This is a genomic window from Pseudomonas sp. LBUM1671, assembly GCF_059695685.1.
Genome location: NZ_CP166782.1, coordinates 3,269,406 through 3,284,361 on the forward strand (window position 1 = coordinate 3,269,406; position 14,956 = coordinate 3,284,361).

14 protein-coding genes and 1 pseudogene are annotated in these 14,956 nt (G+C 60.9%); 10 read left to right on the forward strand and 5 right to left on the reverse strand.

Annotated features, from left to right (window positions below):
* Positions 1–3: 3 nt before the first annotated feature.
* From ACA060_RS14930 to ACA060_RS14960, 7 genes are all read left to right on the forward strand, one after another.
* Positions 4–768 (forward strand): amino acid ABC transporter ATP-binding protein, encoded by a 765-nt coding sequence (locus ACA060_RS14930; RefSeq protein WP_497311599.1) that lies wholly within the window; start codon positions 4–6, stop codon positions 766–768.
* Positions 769–806: 38 nt separating this feature from the next.
* A complete protein-coding gene (locus ACA060_RS14935) occupies positions 807–1,631 on the forward strand; it encodes an ABC transporter substrate-binding protein (RefSeq protein WP_497311600.1) in 825 nt (274 codons plus the stop codon).
* Positions 1,632–1,819: 188 nt separating this feature from the next.
* Positions 1,820–2,668, forward strand: coding sequence for a polysaccharide deacetylase family protein (locus ACA060_RS14940; RefSeq protein WP_497311601.1), 849 nt, complete (start codon positions 1,820–1,822; stop codon positions 2,666–2,668).
* On the forward strand, positions 2,661–3,548 hold the full coding sequence (locus tag ACA060_RS14945) for a polysaccharide deacetylase family protein (protein WP_497311602.1): 888 nt from the start codon (positions 2,661–2,663) through the stop codon (positions 3,546–3,548). The genes ACA060_RS14940 and ACA060_RS14945 overlap by 8 nt, the downstream gene beginning before the upstream one ends.
* A complete protein-coding gene (locus ACA060_RS14950; RefSeq protein WP_497311603.1) occupies positions 3,545–4,909 on the forward strand; it encodes an MmgE/PrpD family protein in 1,365 nt (454 codons plus the stop codon). The genes ACA060_RS14945 and ACA060_RS14950 overlap by 4 nt, the downstream gene beginning before the upstream one ends.
* A 207-nt stretch (positions 4,910–5,116) precedes the next feature.
* A complete protein-coding gene (locus tag ACA060_RS14955; protein WP_497311604.1) occupies positions 5,117–6,295 on the forward strand; it encodes an MFS transporter in 1,179 nt (392 codons plus the stop codon).
* Between the two features lie 160 nt (positions 6,296–6,455).
* Complete coding sequence (locus tag ACA060_RS14960) at positions 6,456–7,163, forward strand: HPP family protein (RefSeq protein ID WP_497311605.1); 708 nt, start codon at positions 6,456–6,458, stop codon at positions 7,161–7,163.
* A gap of 277 nt (positions 7,164–7,440) precedes the next feature.
* Here ACA060_RS14960 and ACA060_RS14965 read toward each other — a convergent pair whose 3' ends face one another.
* Positions 7,441–7,803: a DUF6124 family protein gene (locus ACA060_RS14965; protein WP_497293559.1), complete on the reverse strand. Its 363-nt coding sequence runs from the start codon at positions 7,801–7,803 to the stop codon at positions 7,441–7,443.
* 377 nt (positions 7,804–8,180) lie between these two features.
* On the opposite strand from ACA060_RS14965, the pseudogene ACA060_RS14970 reads away from it, so the two are divergent.
* The 3 genes and pseudogenes from ACA060_RS14970 to ACA060_RS14980 all read left to right on the forward strand — a co-directional run.
* Positions 8,181–8,288, forward strand: a pseudogene (locus ACA060_RS14970) (HPP family protein); the annotation flags it as partial.
* Positions 8,289–8,437: 149 nt separating this feature from the next.
* Positions 8,438–9,544, forward strand: coding sequence for an enoyl-CoA hydratase/isomerase family protein (locus tag ACA060_RS14975; protein WP_497311606.1), 1,107 nt, complete (start codon positions 8,438–8,440; stop codon positions 9,542–9,544).
* A gap of 3 nt (positions 9,545–9,547) precedes the next feature.
* Complete coding sequence (locus ACA060_RS14980) at positions 9,548–10,699, forward strand: acyl-CoA dehydrogenase family protein (RefSeq protein ID WP_497311607.1); 1,152 nt, start codon at positions 9,548–9,550, stop codon at positions 10,697–10,699.
* A gap of 221 nt (positions 10,700–10,920) precedes the next feature.
* Here the strand turns inward: ACA060_RS14980 and ACA060_RS14985 are convergent, their stop codons facing one another.
* From ACA060_RS14985 to ACA060_RS15000, 4 genes are all read right to left on the reverse strand, one after another.
* Positions 10,921–11,694 (reverse strand): enoyl-CoA hydratase, encoded by a 774-nt coding sequence (locus ACA060_RS14985; protein WP_109631725.1) that lies wholly within the window; start codon positions 11,692–11,694, stop codon positions 10,921–10,923.
* A 13-nt stretch (positions 11,695–11,707) separates the two neighbouring features.
* Entirely contained in the window at positions 11,708–12,835 is a 1,128-nt protein-coding gene (locus ACA060_RS14990; protein WP_403103659.1) for an acyl-CoA dehydrogenase, read from the reverse strand.
* A 140-nt stretch (positions 12,836–12,975) separates the two neighbouring features.
* Positions 12,976–14,169 (reverse strand): acetyl-CoA C-acyltransferase, encoded by a 1,194-nt coding sequence (locus ACA060_RS14995; RefSeq protein ID WP_497311608.1) that lies wholly within the window; start codon positions 14,167–14,169, stop codon positions 12,976–12,978.
* Between the two features lie 12 nt (positions 14,170–14,181).
* Positions 14,182–14,943, reverse strand: a complete 762-nt coding sequence (locus ACA060_RS15000) for an SDR family NAD(P)-dependent oxidoreductase (RefSeq protein ID WP_109631732.1) — start codon at positions 14,941–14,943, stop codon at positions 14,182–14,184.
* Positions 14,944–14,956 lie beyond the last annotated feature (13 nt).

The following is a 14,956-nucleotide window of genomic DNA, read 5'->3' on the forward strand; positions in this document are numbered from 1 at the left end:
AACATGAGAAGCATCGTCAAGGCCGTGAGCCTGAACAAGTATTACGACCAGTTTCACGCGCTCAAGGACGTCAACATCGAAGTCGAACAAGGCGAAGTGCTGTGCATCATTGGCCCGTCCGGCTCCGGCAAAAGTACCTTGCTGCGTTGCGTCAACCAGCTGGAAAAAATCGACAAGGGCGGCCTCTGGGTCGACGGCGAACTGGTGGGCTACCGCGTCGTCGGCAACAAACTGCACGAACTCAACGAGTCGCAGATCGCCCGTCAACGCCTGTCCACCGGCATGGTGTTCCAGCGTTTCAACCTGTTCCCGCACATGACTGTGCTGCAAAACATCATCGAAGGGCCGTGCCAGGTGCTCAAGCGTTCGCCCAAAGAGGCGCACGAAGAAGCCTTGGAACTGCTCGCCCGCGTCGGCCTGGCCGACAAGCGCGACAGCTACCCGATCGAGCTGTCGGGTGGTCAGCAACAACGCGTCGCCATTGCTCGTGCATTGGCGATGCGTCCCAAGCTGATGCTGTTCGATGAACCCACTTCGGCACTCGACCCGGAACTGGTCGGTGAGGTGCTGTCGGTGATGCGCGACCTCGCGCAAACCGGTATGACCATGATCGTCGTCACCCATGAACTGGGCTTCGCCCGTGAGGTTTCCAACCGCATGGTGTTCATGGACGGCGGGCAGATCGTGGAGGCTGGAAGCCCCGAAGAAATACTAATAAGTCCGCAAAACCCGCGCACCCAAAGCTTCATTTCTGCCGTTCGAACCTAAGCGCCAGCTGGCGTAACAACACTCATAAGAGAACGACCATGAAGAACATAGTTATCCCCGCAGTACTCGCAGGCGTTATGGCTTCCGGCTTCACCTGGGCCGCCGAATTACCGGCCAGCATCAAGGAAAAAGGCGAGGTCGTGGTAGCGATCATGCCGAACTACCCGCCGATGGATTTCAAGGACCCGGCCACCAACACCCTCACCGGTCTCGACGTTGACCTGGGCAACGCCCTGGCTGAGCGCCTAGGCGTGAAGATCAAATGGCAGGAAACCGGCTTCGAGCAAATGATCAATGCCCTGACCACCGACCGCGTGGACATGGTGATGTCGGGCATGACCGACACCGCCGAGCGCCAGGCCAGCGTGACCTTCGTCGACTACTTCACCAGCGGCCCGCAGTTCTACACCTTGCAGAAGAACAAGGACTTCAACGAGATCACCGACCTGTGCGGCAAGAAAGTCGGCACCAGTCGCCGTACCACCTTCCCAGCGGAAATCGCCGAATACAGCAAGGCCCACTGCGAAGGCGCCGGCAAACCGGCCATCGTGGTCGTCGGCACCGAAGGCTCGGCCGACGCCCGCGCGCAACTGCGCCAGAGCCGTATCGATGCGGCGATGCAGGGCAGCGAGACCCTGCCGTATCTCAAGACCCAGGAAAAGGACATGTACAAGACCGTGGGCCTGCCGATCTCCCAGCAGTTCACAGGCCTTGGCGTGAGCAAGAAAAAGCCTGAGCTGAGTGAAGCGTTGAAGGTGGCATTGCAGAGCATGGTGGATGACGGCACTTACCAGACCATCCTGAAAAAATGGGATCTGGAATTGGGTGCAATCAAAACCGTGACCATCAACGCCGGGAAATAACTCGATTCGTAGCAGCTGCCGAGCCTGCGAGGCTGCGTTCGAGGACGAAGTCCTCGCAAATCCTGCGTTCACGGTGTGTCAGGCACACCCGGGCGCCTGATTTTACGACTGCTTCGCAGCCGAACGCAGCCTCGCAGGCTCGACAGCTGCTACGGGTGTTTCAACTATAAATTCCGGAGCGCCACACGATGTCCTCCTCACCCCAACCCACCTGGCCCGACCAGCACAAAGCCTGCCTCGCCCTGGCCTTCGACCTCGACGGCCCGACCGGCGATGCGATGCTCAACGGCTCGATCTGGCGCAAGCCTGAGTATTTCGGTTTCGGCGGTTACGGCCCCTATCGGGCTTTGCCACGCATCCTCGATCTGCTCGACGACTACCGGATCCCGACGACGTTTTTCGTCCCGGCCTGGGTCGTGGAAAACTGGCCAAAGCAGTGCCAGGCGATTGTCGAGCGCGGGCATGAGGTGGCGTACCACGGCTACAAACACGAATCCTTTTACGCCCTGACGCTGGAACAGCAAAAGGACGTCATGAAGAAATCCCGCGAGGTGTTCTGGAAGCACCTGAACATCCGCGCCGAAGGTTTCCGCACCCCGTCCGGTGACTGGCGAGCTGAGACCCCGGCCATGCTGGTGGAATCCGGCGTGACCTACTCCAGCAGCATGCGCGGCGATGACCGCCCGTACCTGGTGAAAGTGCCGGGCCATGAAACGCCGCTGGTGGAAATCCCCGGCCGCTGGGAAATGGACGACTACGCCTCCCTCGCTTACACCCGCGCGCCGGACTTCCCTTCCGGGCTGGACCGCACTGCCAGCTACGAACTGACCCTCGACAACTGGCGCCGTGAATACGACGGTGCGATGAACGAAGGGCTGTGCCTGACCACCCTGTTCCACCCCAAAATCACCGGCAAACCCGGGCGCATCCTGTTGCTGGAAAAACTCTTCGAACACATGCGTCAGCGCGATGACGTGTGGTTCGCCACCTGCCGCGATGTCGCCCAGTGGTGGCTCAAGGAGCATCACCATGGCTGATTCGAACGTCTGGCCCAAAGGCTACCGCTGCGCCGTGGTCCTGACCGTCGATTACAACGACGTCCACGGCATCCTGACCCAAGCGCCGGAAGTCGCCGGGCGCGACAAGACGCTGTCGGTTTGGCGTTATGGCAGCCAACGCGGCGTCGACCGTTTGCTCGGTTTGTTCGCCGAACTCGGCGTAAAAAGCAGTTGGTGCATTTCCGGCATCGTCGCCGAGGAAAACCCGGAACACATCCAGGCGATCCAGGCCGGCGGGCATGAAATCGCCTGCGCCGGCTATCGCCATCAGAACTACGACCTGCTCGATCTCGCTGAACAAAACGCCGAGATCGCCAGAGGATGCGACGCACTGACGGCATTGACCGGCCTGCGGCCAACCGGGTTCCGCATTCCGGCCGGTAATGGCGCACCGGGCTTCATCGAGGCGTTGAGGGACCAAGGCATTCGCTGGTCTTCGTCCTGGCGTGGCGATGATTTGCCGTTCGCTCACCCCACGGCACCCGATGTCATCGAGCTGCCGCTGCACTACGAACTGGAAGACGAGCCCTACTTCGCCTTCAACCTCAGCCCGGCGGTGCCGCCAGCGCAATCGCGAATCGCCTCTTACAGCCACACCCTGGGCAACCTGCAAATGGACTTCGCCGGGTTTCATCGGTTTGGCCTGTGTTACGTGCTGCGCCTGCACCCGGAAATCATCGCCACGCCGGGGCGGATTGGCGTGTTGCGAGAACTGCTCCAGGGCATCCAGCAGCACGATGATGTGTGGATCGCCACGGCTGGCGAGGTCGCGCAATGGTGGGCGGATTCCGCCGTACCCGTGACCGAGGATCACCCGGCATCAGTGTATGAACGGCATTATCGGGATTACCTCGTATGACTGAACGCATGCAGCGACTGGCGCAGTTTTGCGTCGACACCCGTTTTGAAGACTTGCCACCCGCCCTGGTGGCCCAAGCCAAACGGCACATCCTCGACACCTTCGGCGTGACATTGGCCGGGGCGGATAGCGAGGTGGCAAAACAGGCGCGTCAGGTATTTGCAGGTGAAGCCGGCGACACCCTCGTCTGGGGCACGGACCTGCGGGTCGGCGCCGCTCAGGCCGCGATCCTCAACGGCATCGCCGCCCATGCCCTGGAACTGGACGACACCGGCGGCTGCGACCACTCCGGCGCGGTGGTGCTGCCGGCGATCATGGCCGCGGTGTCGATGCAGACAAAACCGGTCAACGGTCGCGAGTTGATTACTGCGGTGGTAATTGGCTACGAAGTCAGCCGACGCGTGCTCGAAGCCTGCGGCGGTTACTCGGCGCACAACGGCGCTGGCTGGCATTCGACGGCGACTTGCGGGGTGTTCGGCGCCGCAGCGGCGAGTGCACGGATTCTCGGCCTGGACGTCGCGCAAACCGTGTCGGCACTGGGCATCGCTGGAAGTTTCAGCGGCGGTTTGTGGGCCTTCATCCACGACGGCTCGCAGAGTAAAAAGCTGCACAGCGGTCGCGCGGCCGAAGGTGGATTGCTGGCGGCGCGGTTTGCTCAACAAGGCATCAGCGGACCGAAGAAGTTGTTCGAGGATGCCTGGGGCGGTTTTCTCAGAACCCTGGCCGGCGTGGCTTCAGACCCGAGCGCACTCGATGCGGATCTGGGCGTCGTGTGGAAGCTCGCGCGCTGTTCGATCAAGCCGTACGCCGCGTGCCGGGGGACGCATTCGGCAATCGATGCATTGGGGTTGTTGCTGGATCAACTGCAGGTCCGCGCCGATCAGATTGAAGACATCGACGTTTCGGTGTGCGGGTTTCTTCAGGACATGTGCGGTGGCCAGGAGGTCCGTACCCTGGCGGCGGCGCAGATGAGCCTGCCGTATGCCCTCGCCGCCCGGCTGGTGCATGGGCATTGCCGGCTGGAGGCGTATGACGAAGCGCAACGGGGCGATCCGCGGATTGCTCACTGGATGTCGCGCATTCGTCTTGAAGTGGACCCGCAACTGTCCGAGGATGGCGAGCCCGTCGTCAGCGTGCGGACCGTGGACGGTCGGCAGGCGAGCCTGTGTGTCGACCCGCCCTTGGGTGCGCCGGGGAATTCGTTGAGTGATGAGGCATTGGAGGAGAAGTTTTTCAGTCTGGCGTCGCGGGTGATGCCGCGGGAGCAAGCGGCAGAACTGCTTGAGCAATTGTGGCGGGTTGAAGAGCTGGAATCTGTCGAGGCACTGGGTGCATGGCTTGGGGGTTTGTGTGGTCGTTAAAACCACCCCTCACCCCAGCCCTCTCCCCACAGGGGAGAGGGGAAAGGGAGCTGATCTTCATGCTCTTCAAACCTGAATTCGACTCGGAGTTTCAGGTCGATGTAACTCGAAAAACACATCGATCAGTCCCCTCGCCCCTCTGGGGAGAGGGTTAGGGTGAGGGGTGGATCCCAAGCCAAACACCAAAATAAGGACATCCGCACCACCGTGGCCACTTACTCGCTCGTAATCCGCCGGTTGATGATCGTTTCGCTGACCATCGTCGTCAGCCGCGCCATCACCAGCCCGCTGCTCACCTTGTTCCTGAGCAACAAACTCGGCCTCAACCAACAAGACGTCGGTTTGCTGTTGGGTATCGCGGTGTTTATCGCCACCCTGCTCGCGCTCTACGGCGGTTACATCATCGACCGCCTCGAAAAGCGCCGGCTGCTGATCCTCGCCATGCTCTCCAGTGCCATCGGCTTCGTGTTGCTGACCTTTGCCGAAAACCTCTACCTGACCACCGCCACCCTGGTGATCACCGAAACCGCCTCGGCGCTGTTCCTGATCGGTTCGAAGGCGATCCTCAGCGAAAACCTGCCCATGGGCCAACGCGCCAAGGCCTTTTCGCTGCGCTACACCCTGACCAACATCGGCTACGCCACCGGCCCGATGCTCGGCGTGGTGATTGCCGGCGTGTACCCGATTGCGCCGTTCCTGATTGCCGGCGGCATCGCCTTCTTCAGTATTTTCCTGATGATCGGAATTCCAAAGGACTCCGCGCCGACACCCGCCATCGGACAACCGCAAAGCTTCCTCAAAACCCTGATCACGTTGAAAAACGACCGCACCCTGATCATGTTCACCTTCGGCTGCCTGCTCAGCACCGTGGTCCACGGCCGCTTCACCTTGTACCTGTCGCAATACCTGCTGGTGACTCACGATTCCAAGCGTGCGCTGGAAACCATGGCCGCCCTGCTCGCCTGCAACGCCATCAGCGTGATCCTGCTGCAATACCAGATCGGTCGTTTCCTCAAGCGCGAACAACTGCGTTACTGGATCGCGGGCGGCACCAGCCTGTTCATCGTCGGGCTGATCGGCTTCAGCCTGGCCGACAGTCTGGTGAGCTGGTGCGTGGCGATGTTCATCTTCACCCTCGGCGAAATGATCATTTACCCCGCCGAATTCCTCTTCGTCGACACCCTGGCCCCGGAAGAACTGCGCGGCAGTTACTACGGCGCCCAGAACCTCGCGGCCCTCGGCGGTGCGCTGAGCCCGGTGATTTGCGGATTCCTGCTGATGCACACACCGGCGCCGACGATGTTTTACGCATTGAGCGCGTTAACAGCCATGGGCGGGTTTCTGTGTTTCATGAGTGGCCGCCGAGTCGCGTTACAGCAAAAATAATGCACTCAAACTGCATTAATATGAATTTGTCAGCATCGGCATTGAACGGCACACTGTGTCCCGTTCCTCCCCCAATAGTTGGAACTCTTTCAAGGGCTTTCTGGGTTTCCCAGATAAGCCTTTTTTTTTCCTCGTTTTTTGCCAATGGATCGTTTGCCTCATGCTCGCTCGCTGGTTACCTGCCGCCGTCAACACCCGTCCTTCCGAATGGGGCCGCGCCGCCATTGGCATGTCCTTTGGAACGCTGTTCAGCGTCTGGCTGTGCGCTCAAGTGTTCGGCATGGAAGTGGCCCAGCATCTGATCGGGCCGCTGGGTGCCTCGGCGGTGCTGCTGTTCGCGGTGTCCTCCGGTGCCCTCGCGCAGCCGTGGTCGATTCTCGGCGGCTACTTGAGCGCCGGCGTTGTGGCGCTACTTGTCGCTCACGTACTGGGGCGAACCCTCGGCAGTGCTTGCCTGGCGGCCGGCATGGCGCTGATTCTGATGTGCTGGTTGCGTTGCCTGCATCCGCCGGCCGGGGCGTTGGCGCTGCTGTTGGTGCTGGCCGACCCGGCGACCATCGCGCTGGACTGGAAAGCTCTCGGCGCGGTGATGCTCGCCGCATTGACCATGCTGCTGAGCGCCCTGGCCTATAACAACCTGACGCGCATTCGCTACCCCAAACGTGCCGCAGAACCGGTGGCCGTGGTGCCGGCCGATCATCCGCCGATCGACAGTCAGGCGATCACCGCGCAGGACTTGAAACTGGCGTTAGCGGAGATGGAAGCGTTCTTCGATGTCACGCCGGAAGACCTTGAACAACTTATTCATATCAGTGAGTTGCACGCTAAACGTCGCAGTATTGGTGAGGTGTTGTTACGTCGCGCATAGCGTCGCAGGGATCGAACAGCGATCAACACGTCACCTTGCCTGCCGATAATCTGCAACTAGACTTCCCGGCGGGCTCTGATGATGCCAAGCGCTGAAAACCCTGTGGCGAGGGAGCTTGCTCCCGCTGGGCTGCGAAGCAGCCCCAAAACTGCAACCGCGAAACTTTCGGACACACCGCGTCATCCGGTTTACGACTGCTGCGCAGCCGAGCGGGAGCAAGCTCCCTCGCCACAGGTAAGTGGACCACCTCAGGTAAGTGCTCTCTTCAGAACTGAAGCTAGCCCTGCGGGCCGACGTTATCCAACACCCGATTCGCCGTAATCTCCGCCATCATGATGCTGTTAGAAATACCCAAAAGCGCGTAACGCGACTCCCCCTCCAGATGATCCACCAACTGGTGCACCATCACATCAACCGAGGCCAGCGTCTCGACCAGATACACCGCCAGGGTTTCAGTCGTGGCCTCTGGGTCTACGGAAAACAGGGTGCTGCGTGTTCGCGGGGTGGCTTTGATGTCGGCGTTCGATGGGAAATGGAAGTCGAGGGCTCGCTCGGCAGCCTCGTTGAGTTTTTTGGAATCGGTGGATTCGTAGGGGGAAACGTCGTCCGTTTCGGGTGGGTTGGGTGTTGGTTTGAACATTGGTGAAACTCCTCTCATCATATATAGGAGCCTTCACCCTTTCGCTACCAAACGAATGGGTGGCGGCCATGCACAGGTTGGTAGACCGGGATGTGAGGAGACCGGCGCGCCCGAAGACGCCCTGTACATGACCACCATAAAACAGAGACGAAAAAACGCCCCAAATGGTGATGCTTAGCACCTCACATGAAACCCGGGGCTACCAAACCCCCATCGCTGTTCTTCAGCGACGGGCAAACGATAAAACCCAGGCCCAAGGCGCACAAGCCGGCGAATTCTGGCGCAGTCGTAGGCAACGGCGCAAGGATGTGTAGCCTGAGTGAGTTTCTGAAGATGTCTATTAAACAACGCTGTTTAATTCTCGCCCTGGCTGAACGGAAGCGTTCTTCGACGTCACCCCGGAAGACCTTGAACAACTGATCCATATCAGTGACTTGCATGCGAAACATCACAGCATTGGTGAAGTCCTGAGCCAAAGTTCCTGACGACACGCCTCCCCCATTTAGAGCCATGCAAATATGCAGGAAGCACCTGCACATATCCCGGTTGTACATCACAAATTTGCACTGTTACGATCCAGCATCGCTCGCGCGCGAGCTTCTCTATAAAGAACAATAAAAGCAGGGAGTTAGTGATGACTGCTCAGGTTTCTTCTCCGCGGACTTCGTCCATGGATGCCACGCAAAACGAAGTGCTGGCCGAGGTTCGCAACCACGTCGGTCACCTGACCCTCAATCGCCCCGCCGGTCTCAACGCCATTACCCTCGACATGGTCCGCCACCTGCAGCGCCAGCTCGATGCCTGGGCGTTGGATTCCAACGTACACGCGGTGGTCTTGCGCGGTGCCGGCGACAAAGCGTTCTGTGCCGGCGGCGATATTCGCTCGCTGTATGACAGTTTCAAAAGCGGCGGCACGTTGCATGAAGATTTCTTCGTCGAGGAATACGCCCTCGACCTCGCCATTCATCACTACTGCAAACCGGTGCTGGCCCTGATGGACGGTTTTGTCCTCGGCGGCGGCATGGGTCTGGTGCAAGGCGCTGACTTGCGGGTGGTTACCGAGAAAAGCCGCCTGGCGATGCCGGAAGTGGCCATCGGTTATTTCCCGGACGTCGGCGGCAGTCACTTCTTGCCACGGATTCCCGGTGAGCTGGGAATTTATCTCGGCGTCAGCGGTGTGCAGATCCGCGCGGCCGATGCGCTTTATTGCGGTCTGGCCGACTGGTACCTGGAAAGCGAAAAACTCAGCACCCTCGACGAGCAACTCGATCAGCTCGAATGGAGCGATACGCCGCTCAAGGACCTGCAAGGCTTGCTGGCGAAACTCGCGGTGCAACAACTGCCCGATGCGCCATTGGAAGCGTTGCGCCCGGCCATCGATCACTTCTTCGCCCTGCCCGACGTGCCGAGTATTGTTGAGCAACTGCGCGAAGTGACGGTCGCCGACAGCCATGAATGGGCGACGACCACGGCGGATCTGCTGGAAAGCCGTTCGCCGCTGGCGATGGGCGTGACTCTGGAGATGCTGCGTCGCGGTCGGCACTTGAGCCTGGAAGACTGCTTCGCCCTTGAGCTGCACCTGGACCGTCAGTGGTTCGAGCGCGGCGACCTGATCGAAGGCGTGCGCGCCTTGCTGATCGATAAAGACAAGCAACCACGCTGGAACCCGCCGACCTTGCAGGCGCTGGACGCCGGGCACGTCGCGAGTTTCTTCAGCGGTTTTGACCAGAGCGGGAGCTGAGCCATGCACGATATCGAATTGAGCGAAGAACAAGTCATGATCCGCGACATGGCCCGGGACTTTGCCCGCGGCGAAATCGCGCCCCACGCGCAAGCCTGGGAAAAGGCCGGCTGGATCGATGACGGCCTGGTGGCGAAGATGGGCGAGTTGGGTCTGCTAGGCATGGTGGTGCCGGAAGAATGGGGCGGCACCTATGTCGACTACGTCGCCTACGCCCTGGCGGTGGAAGAGATTTCGGCCGGTGACGGCGCCACTGGCGCGCTGATGAGCATCCATAATTCCGTGGGCTGCGGCCCGGTGCTCAATTACGGCACCGAAGAACAGAAACAGACCTGGCTGCCGGACCTAGCCAGCGGCCAGGCGATCGGCTGCTTCTGCCTGACCGAGCCGCAAGCCGGTTCCGAAGCCCACAACCTGCGCACCCGCGCCGAACTGCGCGACGGCCAATGGGTAATCAACGGCGCCAAGCAATTTGTCAGCAACGGCAAACGGGCGAAACTGGCGATTGTGTTTGCCGTGACCGATCCGGACCTGGGCAAGCGCGGCATCTCGGCGTTCCTGGTGCCGACCGACACCGCCGGTTTTATCGTCGACCGCACCGAACACAAGATGGGCATTCGCGCCTCCGACACCTGCGCGGTGACGCTGAGCAACTGCACGATTCCCGAAGCCAACCTGTTGGGTGATCGCGGTAAAGGGCTGGCGATTGCCCTGTCCAACCTCGAAGGCGGCCGCATCGGCATTGCTGCGCAGGCGTTAGGCATTGCTCGGGCGGCGTTCGAAGCGGCGCTGGCTTACTCGCGGGATCGGGTGCAGTTCGACAAGCCGATCATCGAGCACCAGAGCATCGCCAATATGCTGGCCGACATGCACACCCGGCTGAATGCCGCACGTTTGCTGATCCTGCACGCGGCGCGGCTGCGCAGTGCCGGCAAGCCGTGCCTGTCCGAGGCTTCGCAGGCCAAACTGTTTGCTTCGGAGATGGCCGAGAAGGTCTGCTCGTCGGCGATGCAGATTCATGGCGGGTATGGGTATCTGGAGGATTACCCGGTGGAGCGTTATTACCGGGATGCGCGGATCACGCAGATTTATGAGGGGTCGAGCGAGATACAGCGGATGGTGATAGCTCGGGAGTTGAAGCATTACTTAGTGTGATGGCTGGAATTGGGGGGTGGTCTTGAAATCCACCCCTCACCCCAGCTCTCTCCCCATAGGGGAGTGGGGGAAAGGGAGCAGATCTTCAAGCTTTTCAAAACTTGAGTTCGACCTGATATTTCAGGTCGCCAATTTTCTACAATCACATCGGTCAGTTCCCTCGCCCCTCTGGGGAGAGGGTTAGGGTGAGGGGGTGGATTTCAAGGCCACCCCCCGCAATATCACTTACCGGTGAACTCGGCTTCACGCTTGGCAATAAACGCCGCCATCCCTTCCTTCTGATCCTGCGTCGCAAACGCCGCATGGAACACCCGACGTTCAAAGCGCACGCCTTCCGACAGGCTTACTTCAAAGGCGCGGTTGACGCTTTCCTTGACCATCATCGCAATCGGCAATGACTTCTTGGCGATCAACGTCGCGACTTTCAGCGCTTCCTCCAGCAGTTCATCCGCTGGAACGATCCGCGCGACAATCCCGCAACGCTCGGCTTCCACTGCATCAATCAAACGCCCGCTCAGGCACATTTCCATGGCCTTGGCCTTGCCCACGGCGCGGGTCAGGCGCTGGGTGCCGCCCATGCCCGGCAGCACGCCGAGGTTGATTTCGGGCTGGCCGAATTTCGCGTTATCGCCGGCGAGGATGAAATCGCACATCAGCGCCAGTTCACAGCCGCCACCCAAGGCAAAACCGTTGACCGCAGCGATGATCGGCTTGCGGCGGTTGGCCACGCGATCGCTGTCGCTGAACAGATCGTCCAGATAGATCTGCGGGTAGGTCAGCTCGGCCATTTCCTTGATATCGGCGCCGGCGGCGAAGGCTTTTTTCGAGCCGGTCAGCACGATACAGCCAATGTTCGAATCGGCTTCCAGGCCATCGAGGGCGTGGTTCAGTTCGCTGACGATCTGCGCATTCAACGCGTTCAACGCCTGCGGACGGTTGAGGGTAATCAGGCCCACGCGACCGTGGGTTTCCAGCAAAATCGTTTCGTAGCTCACAAATGGACTCCTTTTAAAGATTGCGCGAAATAACCATGCGCTGAATATCGCTGGTGCCTTCGTAGATCTGGCACACCCGCACGTCGCGGTAGATCCGCTCCAGCGGGAAGTCGTTCAGGTAACCGTAACCGCCGAGGGTTTGCAACGCCGAGGAGCAGACCTTCTCGGCCATTTCAGAGGCGAACAGTTTGGCCATGGACGCTTCGACCAGGGCCGGTTTGCCGCTGTCCCTCAGTGCCGCTGCGTAATGCACCATCTGCCGGGCGACGGCGATTTGCGTCGCCATGTCCGCCAGGCGGAAGGCTACGGCTTGATGTTCGATGATCGGTTTGCCGAAGCTCTCGCGCTCACGGGCGTAGTCGCGAGCCGCTTCAAACGCGGCGCGGGCCATGCCCACCGATTGCGAAGCGATGCCGACACGGCCGCCTTCGAGGTTGGCCAGGGCGATCCGGTAACCCTCGCCCTCCTCACCCAAACGATTGGCCACCGGCACTTTGACGTCTTCGAAGAGGATCTGACAGGTGTCGGAGGCGTGCTGGCCGAGTTTGTCTTCGACTCGGGCGACTTTGTAGCCCGGCGAATCGGTCGGCACGATCAGCGCCGTAATGCCGCGCTTGCCGGCACTCGGGTCGGTCACCGCGAATACGATCACCACCCCGGCGTTCTGCCCGGAGGTGATGAACTGCTTGCAGCCGTTGAGCACGTAGTGATCGCCTTCCAGGCGCGCGCGAGTTTTCAGGCCGCTGGCGTCGGAGCCGGCTTGCGGTTCCGTCAGGGCAAAGGCGCCGAGCATCGCACCGCTGGCCAGCGGCTTGAGGAAGCGTTCTTTCTGATCGTCGTTGCCGTACTTGAGGATCGGTACGCAACCGACCGAGTTGTGCACGCTCATGATGGTCGAGCAGGCGCCGTCACCGGCCGCGATCTCTTCCAGGGCCATGGCGTAGGCCAGGTAACCGGTGTCGCAACCGCCCCACTCCTCCGGCACCAGCATGCCGAAGAAACCCAGCTCGGCCATCTCGCCGATGGCTTCCTTGGGGAAGCGATGCTCGCGGTCCCACTCGGCAGCGAACGGTTTCAGCCGTTCCTCGGCGAATTGCCGGGCCATGTCGCGGATCTGTTGTTGGTCGTCATTGGGAATCATGGTGAATCCTTAAAATCCGGGGTACGACACAGAACTCTGTGGGAGCCAGCCTGCTGGCGATGGCGTCGTATCAGTCAATGTCGACTTTTATGACACACCGTCATCGCCAGCAGGCTGGCTCCCACAGGAGTGAGGTTGGCCTAGTAGAGGCATTCCACGGCCATGGCCGTGGCTTCACCGCCGCCGATGCAGATCGCTGCAACGCCGCGCTTCAGGCCTTTCTGGCGCAGGGCCGAGAGCAAGGTCACGAGGATTCGCGCGCCAGACGCACCAATCGGGTGGCCCAAGGCGCAAGCACCACCGTGAACGTTGATCTTCTCGTGGGGGATTTCCAGTTTGGTCATGGTCACGAGGCTGACGACGGCGAACGCTTCGTTAACTTCGAACAACTCGACGTCGTCCACGGACCAACCGGTTTTCTTCATCAGCTTCTTGATCGCACCCACCGGCGCCACGGGAAACAGGCCCGGGGTATCGGCAAATGCCGCGTGGCCGTGAATGACAGCGAGCGGTTTCAAGCCTTGTTTCTCAGCCTCGGACCGTCGCATCAACACCAATGCCGCCGCACCGTCGGAGATCGAACTGGAGTTGGCCGCCGTCACCGTGCCGCCCTCGCGGAACGCCGGTTTCAGCGAAGTGATCTTGTCCAGCTTGGCTTTTGGCGGCTGTTCGTCGTTGCTGATCAGCACCTGTTCTTTGCCGACGGTCACCGTGATCGGCACGATCTCGTCCTTGAAGTTGCCATCCTTGATCGCCTGCTGTGCGCGGGTGGTCGAGGCGATGGCAAACGCGTCCTGGGCTTCGCGGCTGAAACCGTTGGTTTCGGCGCAATCCTCGGCGAAGGTGCCCATCAGGCGCCCCTTGTCGTAGGCGTCTTCGAGGCCGTCGAGGAACATCGAATCGAGCACGCGGCCATGGCCCATGCGATAACCGCTGCGGGCACGGTCCAGCAGGTACGGCGCGTTGGACATGCTTTCCATACCGCCCGCGACGACCACGTCGGCGCTGCCGGCGACGAGCATGTCGTGGGCCAGAATCGCCGCTTCCATGCCCGAGCCGCACATCTTGTTCAGCGTGGTGCAGCGGGTCGATTTATCCAGCCCCGCGCCCAACGCGGCCTGGCGCGCCGGTGCCTGGCCGAGACCGGCGGGCAGTACGCAGCCAAACAGCACTTCTTCGACCGATTCAGGGGCGATACCGGCGCGTTCGACCGCTGCACGAATCGCAGCGGCACCGAGTTGCGGTGCGGTCAGGCTTTTCAGTTCGCCCTGAAAACCGCCCATCGGAGTGCGGACGGCGCTGACGATAACAATAGGATCGTTGGAAGTAGTCATGACAAATCCTCCTTATTTGGCGGCCATGCGCAAGGCACCGTCGAGACGGATCACCTCGCCATTGAGCATGCTGTTTTCAATGATATGCCTGACCAGCGCGGCATACTCGTCCGGTTTGCCCAGGCGCGGTGGAAATGGCACACCGGCCGCCAGGGAGGCGCGGACTTCCGGGGTCATGCCGGCCATCATCGGGGTTTCGAAAATGCCTGGGGCGATGGTCATCACGCGGATGCCGAAGCGCGCCAGTTCACGGGCGGCAGGCAAGGTCAGGCTGACGATGGCGCCTTTGGACGCTGCATAAGCGGCCTGGCCGATCTGGCCATCGTAGGCGGCCGCCGATGCAGTGTTGATGATCACGCCGCGCTCGCCGTCGGCATCCGCTTCGGTTTCAGCGATGGCCGCCGACGCCAGACGCAGCATGTTGAAGCTGCCGATCAGGTTGACGTTGATCACCTGGCTGAAACTGGCCAGCGCGTGCGGGCCGTTCTTGCCGAGGATCTTCTCGCCCCGCACGATGCCGGCGCAGTTGACCAGACCGTTGAGGCCGCCAAAGGCTTTTACCGTCGCTTGCACGGCAGCTTCGGCGGCAGCTTCGTCGCTGATGTCCGCCACCACGCTTTGCGCACCGAGACGTTCAGCCTGTGCCGCAACGGCCTCGGCGTTCATGTCCACCAGCATCACTTTGGCGCCGGCTGCGACCAGCATTTCCGCGGTGGCCGCACCGAGGCCCGACGCACCGCCGGTGACGAGAAAAACCTTGTTTTCGATCTGCATCATTGTTTCCTTG